Source organism: Streptomyces sp. NPDC047000 (assembly GCF_040644295.1).
Taxonomy (GTDB): domain Bacteria; phylum Actinomycetota; class Actinomycetes; order Streptomycetales; family Streptomycetaceae; genus Streptomyces.
Window position 1 is genome coordinate 226213 of record NZ_JBEYWE010000006.1, and the last position, 23024, is coordinate 249236.

The window sequence follows — 23024 nt, forward strand, 5'->3', positions numbered from 1 at the left end:
CCGTACGGTGGCCGCGGGTCGTCGGACCGGCGGCCACCGCGCGCCGTTCACGCCGGCGTGGCGTCCCGTTCCCAGCGGCCCCTCTTCTCCAGCGGAACACCAGGGGGCGGCGGAACACGACCGGTCAGCCGGGCCGTGGCCCGTGCCGTGATGGCCTCCGCCTCGGCCTTCGTCTGCGCCGAGATGACGGCGGCGCCGGGCTCCTTGTACCAGGGGCGCAGCCGGATCAGGGCCGGCCGGACGCCGGTGGCGAGCAGGAGGGCGGTGCCCTTGGGCAGGGCGCGGATCCTGTCGGGCGGCAGGATCGGCTCCTGTCGGTAGGAGTACGAGCGCTGCGTGCCGTCCTTGCTGCGCGAGAGGCTCGGCGTCCTCACGTCGTGCTGGCCGACCAGCGTCGAGACCTTCTGCACGAAGTCGGCGTCGTCCAGGCCCGCGCCCAGCAGTTTGACGGTCGCCGCGCTCCACAGCGCGTCCATCCCGACCTCGCCCCACACCCGGGCGCCCTGACGGTAACTCTGGAGGAGAGTCACGACGTTGATGCCACGGGAGCCGAAGTGCGAGTACAGGTCGGGCAGATCGGAGATGCGGCACACGTTGGCGGCCTCGTCCAGGACCGCGGTCAGGGGCGGGTCGAGGCGTCCGCCCATCCGCTCGGCGGCCACCACGCCCGCCCGCATCGTCGCGTCCGCGAGGCCCGCGATGACACCGGCCGCGGAGCCGCCGCCGTCCTTGGAGAGCAGGTAGAGCGTGTCCTTGCCGACGACGTGCAGGTCGGGGCGGAACTCGGGCAGATACGGATCCGGGGTGACCCAGCCCAGGATCTCCGGGTCCAGGAGGCAGGACACGGTCTGCCGGGCGGTCTCGTAGATGCCGTCCCTGGTCTCCACGGCGCCGCGCACCGTGCCCTGCACCTGCTCGGCCATCGCCGGCAGGCCGGCGTCACGGAGCAGGTCGATCGGGGTGCGGTCGGCGGGATCGGCGAGCCAGGCCAGCAGGTCCTTGACCGGGGCCCCGCCGCGGGCGGCGGCCAGGAACAGCGCGGTGAGGGTGTTCTGCGCGGCCGAGATCCAGAAGTCCTTCTTCGCGGTGTCGTCGTTGACGGAGGCGACGAAGTGCCCGGCCAGCCGGCGGGCGCCTTCGGTGGTGTGGCAGTCGCCGAGCAGGTTCCACCACATGGCGCGCTCGGTGTGGGCGATGCCCTGTGGGTCGAACGTCCACACCCGGCCCGTCTTCTCGCGTTCGGCGCGGGTGACGGCGTACACGTCGGACTTGTTGGAGGTGAGCAGCACGGCGCCCTGGGCGCGCAGTACGCGGGGGATCGCGATGCCGGTGGACTTGCCGGCGCGTGGGGCCATCAGGTCCAGCTCGACGTCCTCGTAACTGCTGCGCAGCTCGGGCCCCTTCGGGGCGAGGTCGCCGAGGAGGTTGCCGGTCTCGTCCGGGTGGAGCTTCTCGCGGCCCTTGAGACCGGGGCGCAGCTCGCGGGCACGTGTCTCGACGCCCTTGGGGCACATACCGGCCAACTGGCGCCTGCCCGCGAGACCCTTGGTGCGGCCCGCCCACGCCGACAGCAGCCGTGCGGCGATCACCGCGGGTACGGCGATCAGGGCCATGAGGCCGAGCATGCCGCCGTAGACCGCGGCCGGCGGGGTGCCCGGCCACAGGGTGCCCGCGCCGCCCGAGGTCAGGTGTGTGGCGGTGGACATGGCGAACGGCGGGGCCGTCCAGCCGTGGCCGGTGATCCCGGCCCCCAGCGTGCCGCCGGCCCAGCAGACGGTGAACATGATGAGGGAGGACGCGGCGACGGCCGTGACCGCCCAGGGGACGAGGTCGTGCATGCTTCCGGTCGCGGGCTGCCTGCCGGTCATGCGGTCCGCCTTCCGGGCAGGGACCGCGGTTCCTCCTGGGCGGCTCGCGCGACCTGTGCGGCGGCGTGCGTGACGGACCGTTCGAGGGCCCTCCCGCCGGCCGTCTCGTCGGGCGTCCAACGGGTGTTGGTGTTGTGCAAGTGGCGTTCGGCGTCGGTGATGGCCACCTTGATGGGGATGCCGGGCCGGCCGCCGACCTTGATGAGGAAGCGGCCCCGGCCGGGCGGCTCCTCGTGCTCGCCGGTGACACCCCAGCCGGGCGGCGAGGACCAGGACGAGACGAGCTCTATCTCGCGCCGGGACAGGCCCACCACCTTGCCGAGCTCCTCCATCTCGGCCTTCGGCAGCCCCGCGCACACCACCATCCCGGCCCGCTCGACGAAGCCGCGCGCCTTGGCCCGGTCGGCGTCGGTGCCGAGCGCCTCGGCGTCCTTGAGGGTGTGGGTGATCTTGGCGTCGCCGAGGCCGAGGGAGCGGTTGAGACGGGTCAGCGCGTCGATGCGGTCGACGATGCCGGATGCGGCGCGCAGGGGGCGCCACAGCTCGTCCAGCACGGTGAAGAACCAGCGCCGCGGCGCGAGTCCGGCGTCCGCCAGGGCGTGCGAGGCGGCCACCGTGCCCAGCCCGTCCGACCAGGCGGCCAGCATGGCGGCGGCGGTCAGCTGGGTGTCGGCCTCGCCGATGCCGGAGATGTCGATGCACACGGCGGGCGAGTCGGGGTCGATCCGGGTCGACGTCTCGGAGGCGAAGGTGTCGCCGAGCGGGCCGTCGAGGATGCCCAGCAGGGAGCGGTGCAGCGGGTCGACGGCGTCCCGGTAACGGGTGTCGTCACCCCGGTCGAGGGTGACCGCGCGCACCCGGTCCGGCCCTTCGGTGAGGACGCGCAGCAGGTCGGGCAGGAGCGCCGCCCGGCCCCCGGGGGTGCGCTCGCGCAGGTGGTGCAGGACGGCGGAGAGCACGGACTGCTCGTGGTCGTCCATCGGACGGCCGCGCACGATGGTGACCAGCGCGGCCACCATGTTCAGCACCCTGCCGTGGGTCTCGGCCCTCAGGATCTCGCCGGCCTCGCCGCCGATCCGCGCCGCCGCCGCGCCCATCGCGCCGGGGTCGAGGACGTTGATGCCGCCCCGCCCGCGGCCGATGGAGATCACCTGCCCGCCCAGCGCGCGCACGGTGTCGGCGTAGTCGGGCTTGAGGTCGCCGAGGACCAGCGGTACGACACCGGTCGCGCTCAGCCCGATCAGCATCCGGTTGACGAGCGTGGACTTGCCCAGGCCCGGCATACCGAGCATGAACAGGGACGGGTTGGAGATGTAGCGGGCGCGGGTGAACCAGTTCAGCGGGTCGCCGCAGACGGTGGCGCCGGTGAAGAGGTGCTGGCCGAGCGGCACCCCGGTCATCGGCGAGCCGGAACCGGCGGCGAACGGCCACATGCCGCAGGCCTGCACGGTGGTGGCCCGCCACATGGTCGGCGGATCCATGTAGCCGACGCGGCCGCCGCCCGGGCCGTACCAACCGCGCGGCGGGATGTAGAGCTCCTTGGGCCGGGCTGCCTTCTTCCCGCCCGCCCCGGCCTTCCCGCTTCGTGCCGTCTTCCCCGGCTTCTTCCGTGCCCGGGACGGGTCGGGCTCCGGCGGTCGTGCGCCGGGCCCCGCCCGCCACGCCGTCTCCTCGGCGAGCCGGTCCTCCCGCTCGGCCCTCTTCTCCTCGCTCCGCCGGCTCACAGCGCCTCCTGCAACTCGTGCGGGATCAGGGTCTGCTCCCACGGGAGGATCCCGGCGGGCAGCGTGCAGGTGAACGCCGCCGCCTGCATACGGTCCGCGGAGCGCATCAGCACCCGGGAGGCCGCGGTCAGGTTGCGCACGGCGACGCTCGCGTCGGCCAGCTGGTCCAGATCGTCGACGGTGACCGTCAGCATCAGCGAGAACTCCACCAGCCCGGCGCCCGACGCCTCCTCCGCCGCCGTCTGCTCGGCCGCCCGCATCTCGGAGGCGGCGCGCGCCTGCACCATGCCCCGGCCCGACGTGGCCATGAACTGGGCGGCACGCCGGTCCGCCTCGACGATCCGTGCCGAGGTGGCCGGGTCGATGGGACGGTAGACCAGCGCGACCCGCTTGCGACGGGTGCCGGGGGCCGCCTCCAGCAGGCCCCGGAGCACCGAGGACCGTACGGTGCCACGCGGCGCGAGTGTCAGCAGCCAGGTCCGGGACACCCCGGAGTCGTGCTGGTAGCTGCCCACCGTCTCCACGGCGGCGGCCGGTCCGGCGTCCTCCCACTCCAGGCCCGTGCCGCCGTACTGGGCGCGGGCGTCGAGGACGTCGGCGGCGACCGCGGGGTCGTAGGCGACCCGGACCACCTCGGCGATCCGCTCGGCCGACAGCGGGTACGCGGCCCCGCCGCCGGCCGCGACGAGCCCGCTGAGCAGGCCCGGGATGCGGATGGCGAGGTCGGTGATCACGTCCTCCTTGCCGCGTTTCTGGCCGGCGGCCATGCCGTAGGTGAGGGTGACGTAGGTGTGCATCTCGGAGGACGCGGTCGGATAGCGCTCGACCACCTCCTCCATCATCGCGCGGGCGGCGGGCGGCGCGTCCGGGCGGATCCGGGGCAGCACCTCGTGGGCGAGCGCGGTGCCGGGGTCAGGCGCGGTCTCCACGATCAACGAGGCTCCGCGCAGGCCGGGTTCGTGGGCCAGGCGGGCCAGCCACTCCCCCCACAGGGCGACCCATACGTCGACCTGGTCGGGGTCGACGAGGGAGCCGCCGTCGGGGTCGCAGCCCAGCACGATCGTGTACAGGTTGCGGACCGGGTGGTGCAGGACGCCGAAGGGCCGGTCGTAGGCGTCCCGGCCCTCGACGGCGCTCACCTTGTTGAGCAGGCCCGGCGGGCGGAACCGGCCGCCCGGCCGGGCGGACAGCGGGCCGGAGACGTACAGGTGCGCGCCCTTGGCCTTGCGGCTGCGCCAGCCGATGCGCAGGGCGAGCAGCTGGTAGACGTTGCGCCCGTCCTGGGTGCGGACGGCGAGCGGCGCCAGGAACAGCGCCACCGGGACGAACACGATCAGCGCCGCGTACAGGGAGATCAGGGACGCGAGCAGGGTGACGACGAGCCCGCCGAAGACACCGAACGTGCCGACGAGCCCGAGCGGTCCGAGCCCGGGCCGCCGTGGCCGGCGCCAGTTCCCGTAGGTCGGATGGGTGACGGCTTCCGTGGACATGAGGGTCCGATATCCCTTCGTGAGGTGATGGGGCCACAGCTGTGGGGCGGTGCGTCGACCGGGGCAGGGGAGCGGGAAACGGGGAGGACCGCCGGATTCCCCGGGGGAGCGGGAATCCGGCAGTCCGTCCAGCGGTCGGAAGGGGCGATATACGGCCGCGCCGGCAGTCGCCCCCGCCGCTCGGCTCGGGTCAGCGGTGCCCGCCGGAGTGGTGCCCCTGGTCGCCGTCGGCGCCGTCCAGGGCGCCGGAGGCGGCTCTGCCGACGACCTGCGCCACCGTCACCGCCGCTCCGACCGCCGCTCCGACCGGCCCGCCGGCGGCCGCCGCGGCCCGCCCGCCGCCCGCCGCGCCCGCGCCGGTACCGGCCGGACCGGTACGGCCGCCGCCCGGGGCTCCGTCGGCGCCCGACGAACCCGATGAACCCGGCGAACCGGAAGACCCTGATGAACCCGATGAACCGGAGTCGCCCGAGCCGCTCGCCGCGCCGGACGCACCGCTCGGCCCCGGCCGGCCCTGGCCGCCGGAACCGCCCCCGGCGCCGCCGAGCGACCGGGCACCGCTGGCCATGGCGCCGCCCACCGACTGCATCGCCCCGGAGTACGCGGAGGCCCCGCCGAGGGCGGCGGTCGCGGGCACCACGAGCTTCAGCAGCGCGGGCAGCGCGACCGCTGCCAGCAGCATCACGCCGATACCGGCGATGCGCTGGTTGACGGCCACGGCGTCGGCGGGGGCTCCGGGGGGAGCGGCGGTCCTGCCCTGGTCGATCATCTCCGCTCCGGCGTAGAGCACGAGCGCCGCCGCTGGTTTGTACAGGAGCCAGGCGGTCATCCAGCCGATGTGCTTGCGCCACCAGCCGCCGCCCCAGTCGGTCATCGAGGCCGCCGCGGCCAGCGGGAGGGTGCCGAGGAGCAGGATCATGACACCGAGCCTGATGTACATCAGGACCGTCTCGATGACCCCGGCGATCAGCAGCAGGAAGGCGAGGACCAGCAGCAGGAAGGGCTCGACCTTGTCCCTGTCGTCGCAGTAGCCGATGGAGTGCAGCGTGTCCATCGTGCCCTGCTTGAAGAGATAGCTGGTGTAGTTGTCCGCGACGGCGGCGGCGGCCGTGACGACGGTGGTGGCCGCGCCCGAGACCAGGACGACCCGAAGGACGCCCTTCAGGGCGGTCGTACCCGCGGTCCCCCGCCGCTCCACGGCCATCCGGGCGCAGGCGAAGAGCAGCGAGCCCACCGCGAGGTAGACCACCAGCCACTGCGTCTGGCCGCTCAGGTCCTTGGAGACGGTCGTTCCGGTCAGGGTGGGCACACGGGTGATCAGGGCCCCGTACACGGAGACCGCACCGGCGAGGACGGTCTTGGCGATCAGGGAGACGATGGTGCCGATGGGGTCGCCGAGGAAGTCGAAGAAGCTCTTGACCAGGTCGGTGACCGGGCTACCGGTGTCGCACTGCATCTCACACCCCCCACAGGACGAAGCCGCCGGTGTCGCCCTGGACGGCCGTCACCCGGGAGTGCAGGGAACCGTCGTCGTCCGGTACGACCTTCCAGTCCCCGCCGCTCCAGCGCACGAGGACGGCGGTCGCCGCATAGCCCTGCCCGGTCCTGAGCAGCAGCCTGACGTTCGCCGCGGCGCCGGTGTACGACGTCACGGAGAATCCGGCGTACGTGGCGACGGAGGTGTCCCCGGTCTGCTCGGGGCCGTCCATGTCCGCGACCGTTCCGCGCTGGACGGAGAACATGTCCCGGCCCTGCCCCGCCACCACCTGCTGCCGCGTGACGGCCCGCCAGCCGGACCCGCTCATCTGGGACGGGATGACGGTGGCGGCCAGTACGGCGCCGATGGGCGTGTGCGCGAAACACCAGAGCAGGGGCCCCGTCGTCCGGGTGGGACCGGCCGAGGCGGAGACGGGCACACGCGCGACGCCGAGCGTCTGCCAGCGGATGTCCTTGGGCGCCGATCGGGGCCGTGCGCCACCCGCGCTGTCGTCGGTACGGCAGCCCGGGGGCCGGCCGTTTTGCAGGGCGGTGGCGCCGGACAGCGGACCGTCGGGGACCGCGGTGCCGGTGCGGTCGTCCCCGGTGCCGTGACCCGAGGTCAGTGCGGTGAACCCGCCCGCCAGCAGCACGACCGCGAGGAACCCGGCCGACAACCGCCAGGTGCGCTGCTTCCAGTACGGACCCGGCTCCGCGGGCCGCCGCTGCCTGTGCAGGAGCATCTCGACCGTCCGCCGGCTCAGTTGAAGACGAAGCCGACGAGGGGCCCGGCGGTGGAGACCAGTACACAGCCGCCGAGCACCATGCCGAGGCGGCTCATGTGCTCCGAACTCTCGCCGCGCTTGAGGGAGACGGCCATCATCGCGCCGGTGATCAGGACGCCGAGCACGCCGGCCGCGGTACCCGCCCACGCGACGACGCCGAGGACCGTGTTGACCTTGTCGGCCAGCTCGGGGGGAGCGGTGCTCACCGGTTTGGGTACGTCGGCGAGGAAACGAGAGGCCTCGACGAGCAATGAGGACATGGGGATCTCCGTGAAGTCGGTGCCCCGCGTGAGCGATGGGCGAAGGGATGACGGTCGGTGGGCGGAGGAGGTCTGCGCGGGTCTACGGCCCCAGGAGGGACAGGTCGCCGAGGAGCGCGACGAGCGGATGGGCCGTCGAGGCGACCAGGCAGGCGAGGACGACGAAGACCGCGCCGCGGAAGTGCGCGCCGCCCTCGCCCGGTTCGCCGCGGTTGAGCTGGATCGCCATGTTGATGCCGACGACCGTCAGACCGAAGACGCCCGCGGCCGTGGCGCACCAGGAGAGCAGGTCGATGATGGTGTGCGCGCTGTCGGGCGGGGTGTAGGCGTCGGCCAGGAACCCGGCACCGGGCAGGGCGCGCGTCACGACACGGCTCCCTCGGCGAGGAGTTCGCTTCCCACCAGTTCCGCGAGGCCGGCGAACTGCCTGGGCAGGGCCTTGGGGCTGCCGCCGGTGCGCCAGGCCGGCACCCACGGCACCCGCTGCACCCGGGCGGCGGAACGCAGGACGCGGACCCTGCGCAGCAGCGCCAGCGGCAGCCGGCCGGGGGCGTCGGCGACGAGGACCACGGCGAGCAGGTCGAGCCCCTGCGGGGCGCGCCCGTCGTGCAGGGCGCCGAGCGCCTGGGACACGGACCGCAGTCCGCGTGCGCTGGTCCGCCCGACCAGGACGACGCGCCGCGGCTCGCCCCTGGACGGGTCCGGCCAGCGGGCCCCCACCTCCACCCCGCCGAGCAGCTCGACCAGCGAGGTCACCCCGGCACCACCGTGCGCCTTGACCCAGCCGACCTCGTCGCGCGACCTGCCGCGGGGCGTCCGGGCGGCCCGCGGCGGCCGGGGCTCGTTCCAGGCCGGTTCGGCGAGGGAGGCCGCGGAGGGGCGACGGGCCGGGACCCGGGGGGCGGGGCGTACGGCGGGCTGCGCGGCGGTCCGGCCGACGGGGTGCGCCGGTCCGGTGGCGCGGTCCCGTACGGCGGTGGCGGCCACGGGGTGGGCGGTCGTGGCCGGACCCGGCGCGAGCGGGGCCGTGTCCCGCGGCGGTGCGGCGGCCGTGTCGTCCTCGAAAGCCGCCCCCGGGCCCCGGGGCGGTGGCGGGGGAGCGGGAGGCGGAGTCCTCGGTCCCCGGACCCAGCCTCCCTGGCCCGGCGGCGTCGCCGACGGTGTGCCCATGAGCGCCCCGCCCCCCTCCTGCCTCGTACGTCCGCTGTTCTGGTTCATCTGATGTCCACCGGTTTGAACTGATTCGCTCCATGGCCCGTTTGGATCTGCCGAGCCCGTCGGACAGCACAACGGGCCGTCCCGGCAGGCCGGTTCAAGCTGAGGGGAAGAAGGCGGGCATCCATGGGCGTGGTGAGGGAAGTGAAGGGCGGCGCCGCGGGACAGGCGCCGGCCGGGCAGGACGAGGCGGGCGGATCGAAGGCCGTCAGGAACACGGCGCTCGCGGCGGGTGGCGCGGGCTGTCTGCTGTTTCCGCTCGGCGTGGCCGGCGGGACCGTCCTCGTCGTCGTCTTCTGCGGGTTCGGTGTCCTGCTGGCCCCGCTGATCGCGATCTACCTGCTGTTCCACAGCGTCTTCGGCGGCGGTGGCGGGAGCGGTCACCTCCCGGGCCCGGGCGACGCGAGTTCGGTGCTGGCCGTCTTCCAGGGCGACGGCCAGGGAGATCTGGACCCCTCCACGGTCCCCGAGGACCTGGTCGACCCCATCCGGAAGGCCGGTGCGTTGTGCGGCGCCGTCGGCCCGATCGTGATCGCCTCCCAGCTCGAGAAGGCGTCCGGCTTCAACGCGTCCCTGCTCGGCCCCGACGGCAGGCAGGGCATCTCGCAGCTGCCGCCCGACGTCTTCACGCGGTACGGCAAGGACGACGACGGCAACGGCAGGACCTCCGCGCTGGACGCGAAGGACTCGATCATGGCGCAGGGCCGCTTCATGTGCGATCTGGCCGGCCAGGCCCGGCAGATGATCGACGCCAACCAGGCCGCCGGCAGTGTCCTGGACCTCACGCTGGCCGCCTACGACGTAGGGACGGACGCCGTCCGCGCGGCCGGGGGCATCCCGCACACCGCCGAGGCGCAGGGCTATGTCGCCGCCGTCCGCGCCCAGTTCGCCAAGTACTCGGGACTCGCGGCCATACCGTCGGGCATCCCCACGCCCACCGGCGTACAGACCGCCCTCCCGGCCGCCACCCCCACCGAGTCCCTCGCCCCCACACCCACGTCCTGAGGAGGACGGCCATGGCTCGTTTCGAGGTCCACATCTCCGGCGAGGGGCTCGCCGCGATCGACGGGGAGCCCCTCGCCCTCACCCCGGACCAGTCGGTGCACGAGGCCGTGCTGGACCGGTTGCAGCGGTACGCCGTCGAACGCGCCGCGGTCGTCGAGGCCACGGTGCACGACCGGTTCGGCACCGGCCACTTCGTCCTGGCGGTGGCCCCGGACGGCTCCAGCCGACTCCTCCCACCCCTGGAGACCCCGGACGCGGACGCGGACCCGGACCTGGACCCTGACCCTGACCCTGACCCGGTTTCCCCTTCCGCCCCCGGTGGCGGCGCGGTGGTGCCTGCCGAACTTGCCGGGCAGGTCGGCCGTATCAACGCTCTCGCGGATGCCGGCCGACTGGACGAGGCGTACGCCCTCGCGGCCGACCTGCGCGAGAGCCTGACCGGTGAGGCGGGCGCCGAGGACCCGCGGGCGGTGGAGGCGCGGGCCGTGGAGGCGTACCTCGCCCACCTGCGCGGCGACCACCGTCAGGCGGTCATGCTGGCCCTGGCCGTGGCCCGGATCCGGTGCCGCGCCGGGGACCACCGTGCGTCCGACGACGTGACGCGGGCGGCAGCCGCCTGGCAGTGGCTCGACGACGACCGTGCGGCCGTGGTGCACGGTCTCGAACTGCTGCACATGTGGGAGCGGTTGGACCACCGCGGCCTGCTGCCGCCGGCCCACGCGCAGTTCGCCGGACAGGTCCGCAGACGGGTGGACGCGCTCCGGACCCCGGTCTGAGAGCCCGCCCGCGGGCCGTGCGGCCTGCGCGTATATCGCCGCGTGGACCGGTCGTCAATCGCCGCGTGGACCGGCCGTCAAACGAACATGCATCACGCCTCGTGACACTCCGGTCTCCAAGCGCCCCCGGCCCCCGGTCCACGGTTCACGGCCCACGGGCAGGGCGCCCCGAGGAGCAGGAGCACACCATGAACGTGACGGTCATCGGGTCGGCGGGCGCGGTCTCCCCCGAGGAGCGGGCGCTGCGGGACCTGTACGTGGAACACGGTCCGGCGCTCTACTCGTACGTGCTGCGCATGCTGGGCGGGGACACGCACCGCGCGGAGGACGTCCTCCAGGAGACGCTGCTGCGCTGCTGGACCAAGCGGAACGTGGCCGACCGCGAGGGCATGGCCGTACGCCCCTGGATGTTCCGGGTCGCCCGCAACCTCGTCATCGACGCGCACCGGACGCGGAAGGCACGCCCGTCGGAGATCAGCGGCAACTCCTGGCTGGCCGACATGTGCGCCGAGGCCGACGACATGGAACGGATGCTGTCGTCGATCGTCGTCCAGGAGGCCCTGCGGTCGCTGACCCCCGCGCACCGCGAGGCGCTGCGGGCGACGATCTTCGCGGACCGCACCACTCAGCAGGCGGCCGACGTCCTGGGCGTCCCGCAGGGCACCGTGAAGTCCCGGGTGTACTACGCCCTGCGCAGCCTGAAGTCGACGCTGGCGGAGAGCGGACCGAGGTGAGCGGAGCCCGGCGCCGGGCGGGCGGGTCACGGTTCGCCCGGCTCCAGCCCGCGCAGCGCGAGCCGTACCTCGTCCGCCTCCGGGTGGCAGAGCTCCGCGAGCAGGGCGTGCGCCGTCCGCAGCGCCGCGCGTGCGGCGGCGCGGTCGCCGGCGGCGAGACGGGTGTCGCCGAGGTGGCGCAGCACCTCGGACTCGAGGTAGCGGTCGCCGGTCCCGTGGAACAGCCGCGCCGCCCGCTCGAAGCGCTCGACGGCCTCCGGGTAGCGGGCCAGATGGTGCAGGGCGTAGCCGATGGTGTCCTGCGTCGACGCCTCGCCGTAGGGGTCGCCCAGGTCCCGGTGGAGCAGGACGGCCTCCTCGCAGTGCTCCAGGGCCTTCTCGTGCTCGCCGATCAGGATGTACGTCCAGGCGACCTCGTTGAGGACACCGGCCTCGCCGCCGAGGTGGCCCTCGGACCGGTAGAGCCCGACGGCCTCCGCGTAGTGGTCGAGCGCGGCGGGGTGGCGGTCCGTCCGGTTGCACAGGTAGGCGAGAGCGCGGTGGACCCGGGCCCGGCCGCTTTCGTGGCCCGCGGACCGGAACAGCTCCAGCGCGTCCTCCAGGTACTGCCGTGCCTGCGCCGCGTGGTCGAACTGGGAGTGCGCGACGCCCAGCCCGCACAGGGCGTAGGCCTGACCGGTCACGGAGCCGAGCGTTCGGGCCGAGGCCAGCGCCGCGCTGTTGATCTCGAGGAGGTCGTGCCAGTAGCCGAGCCGGTTGAAGTAGACGTCCAGGGCGGCGGCCGTCCGCCAGGCGTGGGTGTCGAAGCCGTTCGCGGCGGCGTGCCCGACGGCCGCGCGCAGGACGTAGCGCTCCGTGCGCAGCCAGGCGGTCGCCTGCGCGCGGTCCTCGAAGCGCGGCGGCGTGGCGTCGGCCGTGTCCGGCGGCAGGGGGATGGTCTCGCGGAACGGGTCGAGGACCAGGGCGGCGTGGTGCGCGCCGAGCAGGAAGTGATCGTGCAGCCGCAGCAGTGCCTGCCTGCGCACCGACGCGCTGTCCTCGGCCTGCGTCAGCTCCGTCGCGTAGGCGTGCAGCAGGTCGTGGAAGACGAACCGGCCCGGGAGCCGCTCGATCAGGAGACTCGCGCCGGTCAGCTCGGTGAGCAGGCTGCGTACCCGGCGTGGCGGCACGTCGGCCAGTGCGGCCGCCGCGGCGGCGGTGACGTCGGGGCCGGGGTGCAGGGCGAGCCTGCGGAAGAGAACGGCCGCCTGCGGGGACAGGGCCTGGTACGACCAGGAGAAGACGGCACGGATGTCGGTGCCGGGGTCGCCGCCGGTGAACGCGTCCAGACTGCCGTGGTCCGCCCGGAGCTCCGCGGCGATGTCGGCGAGCCGGAAGCCGTCGTGCAGGGCGGCCCGCGCCGCCACGACCGACAGGGCCAGCGGCAGCCGGGCGCACAGGCCGACGATGGTCCGGGCCGCTTCCGGTTCGGCGTCGACGCGGGCGCCGCCCAGCCGCAGGGCGAGCAGTTCGAGGGATTCCTCCGCGGTCAGCGGGCCCAGCGTGAGCGGCCGCGCGCCGTGCCGGGCGACCAGACCACTGAGCCGGCTGCGGCTGGTGACGATGACGAGACAGCCGGGGGTCGCGGGCAGCAGCGGGACCACCTGGTCGGTGTCGCCCGCGTTGTCCAGCACGATCAGCACGCGCCGGTCGGCGAGGACGCCGCGGTAGAGGGCGGTCCGCGCGTCGAGCCCCTCGGGGACCGCCTGCGGGGCGACGCCGAGCGCCGCCAGGAACGTCTCGATCACTTCGGCGGGCCGCGTCCGGGCGCCGGACGGATCGTGGCCGCGGAGGTTGACGTAGAGACTGCCGTCGGGGAAACGGTGGGCGATCCGGTGCGCCCAGTGCAGGGCGAGGGTCGTCTTGCCCACCCCGGCCATCCCGCTGATCAGGCCGATGACGGTGGTCGCGGGAGGCAGTTCGGGCACGGTGTCGGGCAGCAGTGCCGCGGCGTCGGCCAGTTCGGTCCGGCGGCCGGTGAACGTGGCCAGGTCGGTGAGCAGTTGGGCCGGCCGTACGGCGCCGACGGCGCCTTCGGCGGGGACGGGACCGGTGTGGCCGCCGGGGGAGCCGGTGTCGGCGTCGGCGCCGGGGGCCGCGTCGTCCGGTGTGCCGACTGCGGCCGGCGCTCCCGGGGGACCTCCGGTGCCGGTCGCCTCCCGTCCGGGCGGTGGCGCGGGACCGTCCGCGAGGAGGCCGGCGTGCAGGGCGCGCAGGGACCGGTCGGGTTCGATGCCGAGTTCGTCGAGCAGGGCGCGCCGCGTGCGGGCGTACACCCCGAGTGCCTCGGCCCGTCTTCCGCTGCGGCGCAGGGCGACGAGGAGGAGTTCGCACAACGGCTCGCGCAGGGGGTGCGCCTGGTGCAGGGCGGTCAGTTCGGGCAGTACCCGGATGTGCTGTCCGAGACCGAGTTCGATGTGCAGCCGTGTCTCCAGGGCGGTCAGCCGCCGTTCCTCCAGCCGCTTCCGCTCGGCCCGGACCCGCGGGCCGGGCAGCCCGGCGAGCGGGACGTCCTCCCATGACGCGAGTGCGTCGTACAGCAGACGCAGGGCGGTCCGGTCGTCGCCCCCGGCCCGCAGGGCCCCGGCACGGGTGACGAGGTCCTCGAAGCGGTCGAGGTCGCTGACAACGGCCTCGGGGCACAGCGCGTACCCGTCACCCGCGGACATCACGATCCGCGGCGGCCCGCCGGCGCCGCGGTCGGGTTCGAGGAGTGCGCGCAGCCGGGAGACGTAGGTCCGCAGCACGGAGACCGCGCTGGCCGGCGGGTCGGTGCCCCAGATGCCGCGCACGAGTTCCCCGGCGGAGGCCGTCCGGCCGGGGCGCAGCAGCAACAGGGCGAGGACAGCCCGCTGCTGGGGCGGTCCGAGCGCCAGCTCCGTGTTCTGCCGCCAGGCGCGCAGCGGCCCCAGCACGGAGAACCGGAGCGGTTCCTTTCCGGGTGCGTCCACGCGCGGGACAGTAGCGCCACCGGTCCCGGGACGTCAGAACGAACAGACATTCCCGGCCGGTGCGGGAGGCCGGGGCATCGCGGTCGAGGTGCTCAGGGTGATCGGGGCGATCGAGGCGACCGGGGCGAGAGGAGGCCGTCGTCGGTCAGCCGGTCTCGGCGATGCAGTGGGCGAGCAGGTCGGCGGCGACCGGGTCGACGATCCGGTAGCGCACCACCCGGCCCTCCTTCTCGCCCGCCACGATGCCGGCGGCGCGCAGCAGCCGCAGGGCCTGGGAGACGGCCGGGTCGTTCATACCGGTCGCGATCGCGAGGTCCGAGACGGCGAGGGGGCCCGTCTGGCGCAGGGCGATCAGGAGGGCGAGGCGCCCCGGGTCGGCGAGCAGGGAGAACCGCTCGGCCCAGGCGCGGACATGGCCGGGGTCGCCGATCGCGGCGATGGCGTCGCAGACCCGGTGGCCGTCGATGGCGCGGCGGTCGGCGCGCTCGGCGGGGACGAGATGCATGGGGGCATCCTCGCAGGTGCGGGTGTGATCTTGGATACCTGCGCGGCTGCGCAGCTATGCAGGCACCGGTGGCCGCCCGTACGGTGGGCGGGCCGTGGTGTTCGGGAAGACCGGTGAAAACTCCTTCATGTCGGGGGAGTTCAGGCCGGAGCGGCCCTCGCCACTGTGATCGGGGAGTTTCCGTCCCAGTTGTGCATGGTCACTGTCCGCCTAGTGCCGTGGCAGGCAATGTTTGCCCGTGAAGGAGCGGCGTCCGGTGCGTGCTCTCGGTGTGCCGGCCGGAAGTCCTCGTACTGGATGTACTCGGGCTTTCGGCCGGTGCGGCGAGTGGGGGTCCCCCCTGCTCGAAGAGCTTGGGGGAGTGCCGGGCGTCGCGACGGGGCGAACATTGCCTGCTGCGGCACTAGAGGCGGGCGGGAAGACCGGGACGGACACGTACGCACCCGTAAGCCAGGAGACCGGCCACGGCACTTCACGAACTGATCCACGAGGTGCTGGAGCGTGACCGTATGACCCTGCCCACCGGGCCCACCCATGTCCGCTGGCGGCGCGAGGACACCGTCCGTACCGCCGGCCTTCTGGGGGTGATCGCCGCACTGCACGTCGTGGCGTTCGGCATCCTGTTCCTGCTCGTCGTACCGGGGCACTACGAGGCCGGTTCCAAGGCGTTCGGCATCGGCCTCGGGGTGACCGCGTACACCCTGGGCATGCGGCACGCGTTCGACGCCGATCACATCGCGGCCATCGACAACACCACCCGCAAGCTGATGGCCGACGGCAAGCGGCCCGTGTCGGTCGGGTTCTGGTTCGCGCTCGGCCATTCCGGCGTGGTGGTCGTCCTGGCCGCCCTGGTCGCGGGAGGCACCCGGCTCGCCGGTGCGCTGCTCAACGACGGCTCCCGCACCCACCGGACCCTCGGTGTCGTCGGCACGACCCTCTCCGGGACCTTCCTCTACCTCATCGCGGCGCTCAACCTCGCGGCGCTCGCCGGCATCCTGCGGGTCTTCCGGGCGATGCGCTCCGGCACGTACGACGAGGCCGTGCTCGAACAGCACCTGGACTCACGGGGATTCATGAACCGTGTCCTGGGCCGCTTCACCAGGTCGATCACGCGGCCGGGGCAGATGTTCCCGCTGGGCTTCCTCTTCGGGCTCGGCTTCGACACCGCCAGCGAGGTCACCCTGATGGTCATGGCCGGCAACGGTGCCGCCGCCGGGCTGCCGTGGTACGCGATCCTGTGCCTGCCGCTGCTGTTCGCGGCCGGGATGAGCCTCTTCGACACGCTCGACGGCACCTTCATGAACTTCGCCTACCAGTGGGCGTTCTCCCACCCGGTGCGCAAGGTCTTCTACAACCTCACCATCACCGGACTGTCCATCGCCGTCGCCTTCCTGATCGGCACGATCGAACTGGTCGGGGTGCTGCACGAGAAGCTCGACCTGGACGACGCGGTGACCGGCTGGATCGCCGGCCTGGACCTGGGCAACGTCGGTTACCTCATCGTCGGCCTGTTCGTGGTCGTGTGGGCGGCGGCGCTGACGTACTGGCGGCTGGCCAGGGTGGAGCAGAGATGGGCCGCCCGCTTCGCCGAGGGCGGCTGACGCCGTACCGGCCCCGCGCCCTCAATCTCGCCCCTCACCTGTGTGTTGTCGCAGGTGAGGGGCATTGACATGGCATGCCGTCCCGCCAATACTCAAGAGGAATCCACGCAGTGAACTTCACTTTCACCGAATGAAAGTCCCTGCGGGCCTGTGCGTCCCCGGTCTGTGCCGTGCGGCGGGGTGGGGCCGCACGGCAGACGCGTCAGGGGTGTGCGCATGGCAGGCCCGGATCCGCGCAAACTCGACCTCAACCTGCTGCTGTCGCTCGACACCCTGCTGAAGGAACGCAACGTCACCCGGGCGGCACAGGTCCTCAGTCTCAGCCAGCCCGCCGTGTCCGCGGCGCTCGGCAAGCTGCGCAGACACTTCGGTGACGAACTGCTGCACCGCGTGGGCAACCACTTCGAGCTCACCCCGCTCGGCGAACAGCTGCTGGAACGCACCGACGGCGCACTCGACGGAGTGCAACGGGTGTTCGACACCGTGGCGCGCTTCGACCCGGCCGCGACCACGCGTGCCTTCACCGTGATGATGTCCGACTACGTCACCGCCGCCTTCGGCGCCCCGCTGGCGGAGGCCGTCGCCGAGCAGGCGCCCGGCGCCCGGCTGCGGTTCCAGAACAGCAACACGCAGGCGATCGACAACGCGACACGGACGCTGCGGGGCATCGACTGCATGGTCCTGCCCTACGGCTTCCTGTCCGACCTGCCCTCGGCGACGCTGTTCGAGGACACCTGGGTGTGCGTCGTGTGGCGCGGCAACACCGAGATCGGTGACCGGGCCACGGTGGACGACCTCAGACGGCTGCCCTGGGTGGTGACCACGGACCGGGCCGCCGCCTTCACACCGGCGGCCCGCCAGCTCCGCCTCATCGGCGTCGAACCCCGCGTCCAGCTCGTCGTGGAGAGCTTCCTGACCGTGCCGTTCATGGTCGCGGGCACCAACAGGGTGGCCCTCCTGCAGAAGAGGGCGGCGCTCATGACGGCCGGTACCGCCGGGCTCCGCGTGTTCCCGTGCCCGTGGGACACGGTGCCGCTCGTGGAAGCGCTCTGGTGGCATCCGGTGAACCGCGCCGATCCGGCCCACTGCTGGCTGCGCCGGACGATGACCGACGTCGCCGCGGCCCTGCCGTCCCCGGCCGGCGCGGGCGGGGCCGGTCATACATCTCGCGAATAGCGGAGGGCAAAAAGCATCTATTTCCGCTGATGTCCGCGGTCTGCCATCGTTCCGGTGACGTGCCACACCGTGGTGGCACGGGGAAGGACCGGCGGATCACATGGCCGATTTCGATGTGCGAGTCTCCGGCGCATCCGGCGCGGCGCGCGGTGCACCCGACGCGGCGTCGTCCCGGACGGCCGGCCGGCCCCAGGGCGTCCTGCTGGCACTGATCAGCTGTCTGCCCGTGCTGGGCGCGGTGCTGCTCGCACCGGTCCTGCCCCGGATGCAGGACCATTTCGCCGGCACCCCGGGCGCCGAGGTGCTGGTGCCCGTCGCCCTGACCGTGCCGGCGCTCGTGGTCGGAGTGCTCGCGCCGTTCGCGGGCTCCCTCGTCGACCGCTTCGGACGCAAGCGGCTGCTGGTCGGCGCGCTCGTCGTGTACGCCGTGTTCGGCACCGCGCCGCTCTGGCTGACCGGCCTCGTGCCGATCGTGATCAGCCGCGCCGGTGTCGGGATCACCGAGGCGGCCATCATGACGTGCTGCACGACTCTGATCGCCGACTACTTCACCGGGCCCGCCCGTGACCGCTGGCTCGGGTTGCAGACCCTGTCCGCAGCGGTCGCCGCCACGCTGTTCTTCGCCCTGGGCGGCGCGCTCGGCTCGGTGAGCTGGCGGGTCCCCACCGTGCTGTACGCGTCCGGGCTCGTCTTCGCCGTACTCGCCGCGAAGCTGCTGTGGCAGCCGCGGCCGGTGGGTGACACGCCGTCGGGCGACACGCCTGCGGGTGGCGTGCCGGTGGGCGGCACGCCGGCCGCCGTGCCGCCGGTCCCGTGGCGCACCCTCGCCACCCCGGTGCTGGTCACCCTGGTCGGCGGCGTCGTCTTCTACACCCCGATCGTCGAACTCGCCTACGTCCTCGACGGCATCGGCGTCACCTCGGTCGGCGTCATCGGCGCCGTGACGACCCTGGCCTCGGCGGCCACGGCGACCGGAGCGTTCGTCTTCGGCCGGGTGGCGGGCCGGGGCACCGGAACGCTGCTGCCCGTCGCGTTCGGCCTCGCGGGTGCCGGGCTCGTGGTCATCGGCACCGGCGGCGGCCCGGCGACCGTCACCGCGGGCGCCGTCATCGCGTGCGCCGGGACCGGTCTGCTGCTGCCCACCCTGCTGACCTGGGCGGTGGCACCGCTGGACTTCGCACAGCGCGGCCGCGGCACGGGACTGTGGACGGCGAGCCTGTTCCTCGGCGAGTTCCTCTGCCCGCTGCTCGTACTGGCGGTCAAGGGCGTCGCCGGCGGCCTGCCCACCTCCGTCGGCCTGGTCGGCGCCGTCGCGCTGCTGCTCGCGGCCGGTTCGGCCGCCGGATTCCGCCGTACGGCCGCGCGCCCCGCCTCCCTCCCCCTGAGCATCCCCCCGGGCATCCCCCCGACCCTCCCCCCGGGCATCCCGGCAGACAAGGAAGGAACATCGTGACGCGCACCCTGTTCACCGGCGGACTCGTCTTCGACGGCACCCCCACCGCGCCCGAGCCCGGCGAGGTCGTCATCGAGGGCGACCGGATCGTGGAGGTACGGCCGCGGGTCACCGGTTCCACCGACGCCGACCGGATCGTGGACGCGACCGGCTGCACGGTCATGCCCGGCCTCGTGGAGTCGCACGCGCACCTCACCTTCCCGTCGGCCGTGGGCCACATCGACCCGCGGTTCAACCCGCCGGTCGACGTCAGCTTCTTCCGCCACATCGAAGGCTTCGAGGCCGAACTCGCCAGGGCCGAGCGCAACGCGCGCATCCTGCTCGACGCCGGGTTCACCTCCGCCTACTCGGCCGGATCGCTGCTGCCCCTGCCCACCGAGGTCGCCCTGCGCGACCGGATCCGCGCGGGAGCCGTACCGGGGCCCCGCATGCTCGCCGCGTCGATGGAGCGGGACAACCACCCGGTGCGGCCCGACGGACACACCGAACCCGACTGGATGGGCCCCGAGGCGTGCGACGCGTTCGTGCGCGAGCAGGCCGCTCTCGGGTTCGACTCGGTGAAGTTCCTGCTGTCCAACGACGACGTGTTCACCGAGGGCGGCTCCCAGCTCACCCAGTACACCCAGGAGGAGGCCGACGCGGCGGGACGGGCCGCCCGCGAGACGGGCGTGTGGCTGAACTGCCACGCCCAGTCCGCGGAGTCCGTCAAGATCGCGGTCCGCGCCGGTTTCCGCTCCGTCTACCACTGCACCTACGCCGACGAGGAGGCGCTCGACCTCCTGGAGTCGGTGAAGGACGAGGTGTTCGTCTCCCCGGCACCCGGCATCCTCTACGCCAACGTCCACGAAGGGGCCGAGTTCGGCATCGACCGGGCCATGAGCGAGAAGATGGGCTCGGTGGCGGCGCTGGAGGCGATGGCGGAGGTCTACCCCGAGATCCGCAGGCGCGGCATCAAGGCGCTGCCCGGCGGGGACTACGGGTTCCCCAACAACCCGATCGGCCGCAACGCCCGCGACCTGGAACTGTTCGTCGACCTGCTCGGGTACACGCCGCTGGAAACCCTCTCGGCCGCGACCAGGACGGGCGGCGAGGTGATGGGCATGGGCGACCGGCTCGGCCTGCTCGCGCCCGGCCACCTGGCCGACCTGCTCGTGGTCGCCGGCAACCCCGCCGAGGACGTACGCGTCCTGCAGGACCGGGACAACCTGCGCTGCATCGTCCAGGACGGACGGTTCCACAAGCAGCCCGCGGGCGCGCCCGCGACCGGTGCCTCCACGGATCCGCTGCGATGAGCACCACCGATGCCGCCGCCGTGCACGTCGCCACCCCCGCCGAGCCCGTACACGCCGGAGCCGTCACCGTGCACCGGGACGTGGAGTTCGCGGTGTACGAGGGACACCGCCCTCTCGCCCTGGACCTCTACGTCCCGCGCGACCCCCGCGCCCTGGTCGTCTACCTGCACGGCGGGGGCTGGCTGAGAGGCAGCCGCCGGATCACCCCGGCCCCTCATGTCTGGCGCCGGGGCGAGCCGTTCGAACGGCTCGCGGCGCACGGCATCGCCGTGGCCTGCTGCGACTACCGGCTCAGCGGCGAAGCCGTGTTCCCCGCGCAGCTCGACGACGTACGCGCCGCGCTGCGCTGGCTCGCGGAGCACCGGGCGGCGTACGGGGTCCGCACCGGGCGCACCTCGCTCTGGGGCTGCTCGGCCGGAGGCCACCTGGCCGCTCTCGCCGCCCTCACCGGCCTCACCGGCCTCACCGCCGACGGGGACGACCCCGGCGGCTCGGCGTCCGGCGTGCCCCGGCCGGACTCCGTGGTCTGCTGGTACCCACCCACCGACCTCACCGCGCTGGCCGCCGACCTGGCCGAGGCCGGCGGGACACCGGACGAGGGTCCCGGATCCCGGGAGAGCCGCCTGCTCGGCGCCCCGGTGAGCACCGTCCCGGAGCTGGCGCGCGCCGCCAGCCCGGTCGCGCGGGTCCGTCCCGGCGCACCCCCGTTCCTGTTCCTGCACGGCACCGCGGACGTCGACGTGCCGCTCCGCCAGAGCACACGGCTCGCCGACGCGCTCACCGCGGCCGGGACACCGGCCGCCGTCGAGCCCGTCCCGGGCGCCGGGCACATGTTCCGCGAACTGGACGAGAACGCCCTCACCCCCCTCGTCGACCGGACCGCGGACTTCCTGCTCGGCGGGTTCGGGCCGGAGCCGATGAAGTAGACCCGCCGCACCGGGTGCCGCCGCGTCGCCCGGTGCGTGGCCGGTGTGTGGCCGGCAGAGCGTGTGGGCCGCCGCGCGCTCTGCCGGTGCGAGTCAATTCCGGTTGACTGGATCACGGGCGGGAGTGATCATTGCGTGCCGCGCCGGATCCGGTGACCGGCATGCGGAGCAGGGGGCAGAACCATGCAGGCCGAAGGCCGGGAAGACCGATCCGCTCACGACGCGGCGCACGCCTATCTGCTGGCGGGCCAGTTGTCGCAGGCGCGGCGCATCGCCACGGAGGCGCTGAAGACGAACGGCCCCGATGCGCGGCTCTTCCTGGTGCTGGGGCGGGCGCACGCGGCCGAGGACGACGACGATCACGACGACCTGGCCGAACGGACCTACCAGGACGGGCTGGAGGCGTTCCCCGACGACCTCGAACTGCTCGCCGCGTACGCCGAACTGTGTCTGCGCAGCGACTACCTGGACCACCCGGCCAGGTACCGGCGGGGCCCCGAACTCGCCGCACGGCTGCGGGAACTGGCACCCGATTCCGAACACGCTCTGCGAGCCGAGCAGTTGACGGCGGGCAAGGTGGAGAGAGGTCCTCGGCCGCCCTCACCCGTGCGGACCCAGATGTACGACGCGCGCCTGGTGCTCGTGGCCGTGGGGGATCCCGCCTCGGCCGCCGCGCAGGCCCGCGCCCACGCTCAGGAACGGCCCGACGACCAACGCCTGGCCACCCTCGCCGAAACCCTCACCGCGCTCGCCGGCCCCGGCCGCGCACCACTGCGCTGGATGGTGCGCTTCCCTGAGCGGACGCTTCTGATCCGTGCGGCCCTGTGCGTCGCGGTGCTCCTCGCCGTCCCCGCGTTCCGGTGGGACGGCTGGTCGAGCCTGGTGGTCCTGGCCTTCCTCGTCCCTTCCGCTCCGCTCCGGACCGTACTGCGCCGGGCACGTGACCGGGCCGCCTCCCTGCCGTACACGGCACAGGCCGAACCCGTCGCCGTCGCCGCTGACACCGCTGACGCCGAGGGGGATGCGGACACCGCCGCAGACGCCGCCCCGGCCCTTCCCGTACTGCCGCCGGTTCCGGCGCCCACCCGTCGTGAGACAACGATGTCGTTCCTCGTGCTCGCCGTGGTCCTGGCGGCCGTGGTGGCCTCGGGCACCTGGAGCTACCAGCGGTACACCGCCTATCCGCGCTACACCGTCGCGGCACCGGACCGCCTCCGGGGTTACGAGCGGCTGGAGGACACGCCGATCCAGCAGGTCCTGAAAGCCAACGTGGACAATTCCGTGGTGGACGACGATGCCGAGTCCTTCAGCTACGTGTACGGGAACAAGGCGAAGCAGCTGCCCGTGATCATGGTGTTCGGCGCGGTCGGCGACTTCCACGACATGACCCCGGACGTGCTCGGATCCTTCCAGGACGGCCTCGAGTCGGGCCTGGGCCGTGCGGGACTGAGCGCGGACATGACGTGGTCCGCCGCACTCGACCGCCCCGGCGGCGGCATCCGCTGCGCCTCGTTCCTGACGACGGGCACCCAGCGGCTCGACGCCTGTTTCTGGGGCGACAAGGGCAGCATGGGCACCGTTCTGACGGTCGACACGGGCCGGAGCGGCCGGGACGCCATGGCGGACCTCACCAGGGAAGTACGCGGGGCACTCCTGCACGACGGCGCCCCGGCCGACTCCGTGTGAACCGTTCCGGAGCCGTTCCGGAGCCGTCCCGGAGCCGTCCCGGAGCCGTTCCGGAAGCGGAA

General features: G+C 73.5%; 19 protein-coding genes and 1 riboswitch. Of the genes, 9 read left to right on the forward strand and 10 right to left on the reverse strand.

The features are described from left to right. Positions 1-47 precede the first annotated feature (47 nt). From ABZ862_RS13225 to ABZ862_RS13260, 8 genes are all read right to left on the reverse strand, one after another. A complete protein-coding gene (locus ABZ862_RS13225) occupies positions 48-1868 on the reverse strand; it encodes a TraM recognition domain-containing protein (protein ID WP_360956492.1) in 1821 nt (606 codons plus the stop codon). Then, a complete protein-coding gene (locus tag ABZ862_RS13230) occupies positions 1865-3592 on the reverse strand; it encodes an ATP/GTP-binding protein (protein ID WP_360956494.1) in 1728 nt (575 codons plus the stop codon). Before ABZ862_RS13230 ends, ABZ862_RS13225 begins: the two co-directional genes overlap by 4 nt. Beyond that, positions 3589-5082 (reverse strand): SCO6880 family protein, encoded by a 1494-nt coding sequence (locus ABZ862_RS13235; protein WP_360956496.1) that lies wholly within the window; start codon positions 5080-5082, stop codon positions 3589-3591. Before ABZ862_RS13235 ends, ABZ862_RS13230 begins: the two co-directional genes overlap by 4 nt. Positions 5083-5272: 190 nt before the next feature. Continuing rightward, complete coding sequence (locus ABZ862_RS13240; protein ID WP_360956498.1) at positions 5273-6538, reverse strand: hypothetical protein; 1266 nt, start codon at positions 6536-6538, stop codon at positions 5273-5275. Position 6539: 1 nt separating this feature from the next. Continuing rightward, entirely contained in the window at positions 6540-7301 is a 762-nt protein-coding gene (locus ABZ862_RS13245; protein WP_360956500.1) for a hypothetical protein, read from the reverse strand. 17 nt (positions 7302-7318) lie between these two features. Continuing rightward, complete coding sequence (locus ABZ862_RS13250) at positions 7319-7603, reverse strand: hypothetical protein (protein WP_360956502.1); 285 nt, start codon at positions 7601-7603, stop codon at positions 7319-7321. An 82-nt stretch (positions 7604-7685) separates the two neighbouring features. Further along, the gene (locus ABZ862_RS13255) at positions 7686-7970 is read right to left on the reverse strand and encodes a hypothetical protein (RefSeq protein ID WP_360956504.1); all 285 of its coding nucleotides are present in this window, start codon (positions 7968-7970) and stop codon (positions 7686-7688) included. Then, positions 7967-8590, reverse strand: coding sequence for a DUF6668 family protein (locus ABZ862_RS13260; RefSeq protein WP_360956506.1), 624 nt, complete (start codon positions 8588-8590; stop codon positions 7967-7969). The genes ABZ862_RS13255 and ABZ862_RS13260 overlap by 4 nt, the downstream gene beginning before the upstream one ends. A 354-nt stretch (positions 8591-8944) precedes the next feature. Between ABZ862_RS13260 and ABZ862_RS13265 the strand changes: the two genes are divergently transcribed. The 3 genes from ABZ862_RS13265 (at position 8945) to ABZ862_RS13275 (ending at position 11333) form a co-directional block, all read left to right on the forward strand. After that, complete coding sequence (locus ABZ862_RS13265; protein ID WP_360956508.1) at positions 8945-9823, forward strand: lytic transglycosylase domain-containing protein; 879 nt, start codon at positions 8945-8947, stop codon at positions 9821-9823. An 11-nt stretch (positions 9824-9834) separates the two neighbouring features. Then, positions 9835-10599 (forward strand): hypothetical protein, encoded by a 765-nt coding sequence (locus ABZ862_RS13270; protein ID WP_360956510.1) that lies wholly within the window; start codon positions 9835-9837, stop codon positions 10597-10599. A 188-nt stretch (positions 10600-10787) separates the two neighbouring features. Next, on the forward strand, positions 10788-11333 hold the full coding sequence (locus ABZ862_RS13275) for a sigma-70 family RNA polymerase sigma factor (RefSeq protein ID WP_360956511.1): 546 nt from the start codon (positions 10788-10790) through the stop codon (positions 11331-11333). Positions 11334-11359: 26 nt separating this feature from the next. Here ABZ862_RS13275 and ABZ862_RS13280 read toward each other — a convergent pair whose 3' ends face one another. Further along, positions 11360-14323, reverse strand: a complete 2964-nt coding sequence (locus ABZ862_RS13280) for a BTAD domain-containing putative transcriptional regulator (RefSeq protein ID WP_360956513.1) — start codon at positions 14321-14323, stop codon at positions 11360-11362. A 145-nt stretch (positions 14324-14468) separates the two neighbouring features. Next, positions 14469-14828 carry a metalloregulator ArsR/SmtB family transcription factor gene (locus ABZ862_RS13285; protein ID WP_360956515.1) on the reverse strand — a complete coding sequence of 120 codons (360 nt, stop codon included), beginning with the start codon at positions 14826-14828 and terminating at the stop codon, positions 14469-14471. Between the two features lie 78 nt (positions 14829-14906). After that, positions 14907-15310: riboswitch (cobalamin riboswitch) on the forward strand. A 27-nt stretch (positions 15311-15337) separates the two neighbouring features. Between ABZ862_RS13285 and ABZ862_RS13290 the strand changes: the two genes are divergently transcribed. The 6 genes from ABZ862_RS13290 to ABZ862_RS13315 all read left to right on the forward strand — a co-directional run bounded on the left by ABZ862_RS13290 (position 15338) and on the right by ABZ862_RS13315 (position 22962). Beyond that, on the forward strand, positions 15338-16429 hold the full coding sequence (locus tag ABZ862_RS13290; RefSeq protein ID WP_360956517.1) for a HoxN/HupN/NixA family nickel/cobalt transporter: 1092 nt from the start codon (positions 15338-15340) through the stop codon (positions 16427-16429). Positions 16430-16645: 216 nt separating this feature from the next. Then, a complete protein-coding gene (locus ABZ862_RS13295) occupies positions 16646-17605 on the forward strand; it encodes a LysR family transcriptional regulator (protein ID WP_360956519.1) in 960 nt (319 codons plus the stop codon). 100 nt (positions 17606-17705) lie between these two features. Then, entirely contained in the window at positions 17706-19058 is a 1353-nt protein-coding gene (locus ABZ862_RS13300; RefSeq protein WP_360956521.1) for an MFS transporter, read from the forward strand. Further along, entirely contained in the window at positions 19055-20350 is a 1296-nt protein-coding gene (locus tag ABZ862_RS13305; RefSeq protein ID WP_360956523.1) for an amidohydrolase family protein, read from the forward strand. Before ABZ862_RS13300 ends, ABZ862_RS13305 begins: the two co-directional genes overlap by 4 nt. Further along, complete coding sequence (locus tag ABZ862_RS13310) at positions 20347-21276, forward strand: alpha/beta hydrolase (protein WP_360956524.1); 930 nt, start codon at positions 20347-20349, stop codon at positions 21274-21276. The genes ABZ862_RS13305 and ABZ862_RS13310 overlap by 4 nt, the downstream gene beginning before the upstream one ends. 183 nt (positions 21277-21459) lie before the next feature. Further along, positions 21460-22962 carry a hypothetical protein gene (locus ABZ862_RS13315; protein WP_360956526.1) on the forward strand — a complete coding sequence of 501 codons (1503 nt, stop codon included), beginning with the start codon at positions 21460-21462 and terminating at the stop codon, positions 22960-22962. Positions 22963-23024 lie beyond the last annotated feature (62 nt).

What these genes read in the sequence shown, in the direction of transcription:
- ABZ862_RS13225 (WP_360956492.1), bottom strand. Translation starts at nt 1,868, where the DNA reads ATGACCGGCAGGCAGCCCGCGACCGGAAGCATGCACGACCTCGTCCCC.
- ABZ862_RS13235 (WP_360956496.1), bottom strand. Translation starts at nt 5,082, where the DNA reads ATGTCCACGGAAGCCGTCACCCATCCGACCTACGGGAACTGGCGCCGG.
- ABZ862_RS13240 (WP_360956498.1), bottom strand. Translation starts at nt 6,538, where the DNA reads ATGCAGTGCGACACCGGTAGCCCGGTCACCGACCTGGTCAAGAGCTTC.
- ABZ862_RS13245 (WP_360956500.1), bottom strand. Translation starts at nt 7,301, where the DNA reads ATGCTCCTGCACAGGCAGCGGCGGCCCGCGGAGCCGGGTCCGTACTGG.
- ABZ862_RS13250 (WP_360956502.1), bottom strand. Translation starts at nt 7,603, where the DNA reads ATGTCCTCATTGCTCGTCGAGGCCTCTCGTTTCCTCGCCGACGTACCC.
- ABZ862_RS13265 (WP_360956508.1), top strand. Translation starts at nt 8,945, where the DNA reads ATGGGCGTGGTGAGGGAAGTGAAGGGCGGCGCCGCGGGACAGGCGCCG.
- ABZ862_RS13270 (WP_360956510.1), top strand. Translation starts at nt 9,835, where the DNA reads ATGGCTCGTTTCGAGGTCCACATCTCCGGCGAGGGGCTCGCCGCGATC.
- ABZ862_RS13275 (WP_360956511.1), top strand. Translation starts at nt 10,788, where the DNA reads ATGAACGTGACGGTCATCGGGTCGGCGGGCGCGGTCTCCCCCGAGGAG.
- ABZ862_RS13285 (WP_360956515.1), bottom strand. Translation starts at nt 14,828, where the DNA reads ATGCATCTCGTCCCCGCCGAGCGCGCCGACCGCCGCGCCATCGACGGC.
- ABZ862_RS13290 (WP_360956517.1), top strand. Translation starts at nt 15,338, where the DNA reads ATGACCCTGCCCACCGGGCCCACCCATGTCCGCTGGCGGCGCGAGGAC.
- ABZ862_RS13295 (WP_360956519.1), top strand. Translation starts at nt 16,646, where the DNA reads ATGGCAGGCCCGGATCCGCGCAAACTCGACCTCAACCTGCTGCTGTCG.
- ABZ862_RS13300 (WP_360956521.1), top strand. Translation starts at nt 17,706, where the DNA reads ATGGCCGATTTCGATGTGCGAGTCTCCGGCGCATCCGGCGCGGCGCGC.
- ABZ862_RS13310 (WP_360956524.1), top strand. Translation starts at nt 20,347, where the DNA reads ATGAGCACCACCGATGCCGCCGCCGTGCACGTCGCCACCCCCGCCGAG.
- ABZ862_RS13315 (WP_360956526.1), top strand. Translation starts at nt 21,460, where the DNA reads ATGCAGGCCGAAGGCCGGGAAGACCGATCCGCTCACGACGCGGCGCAC.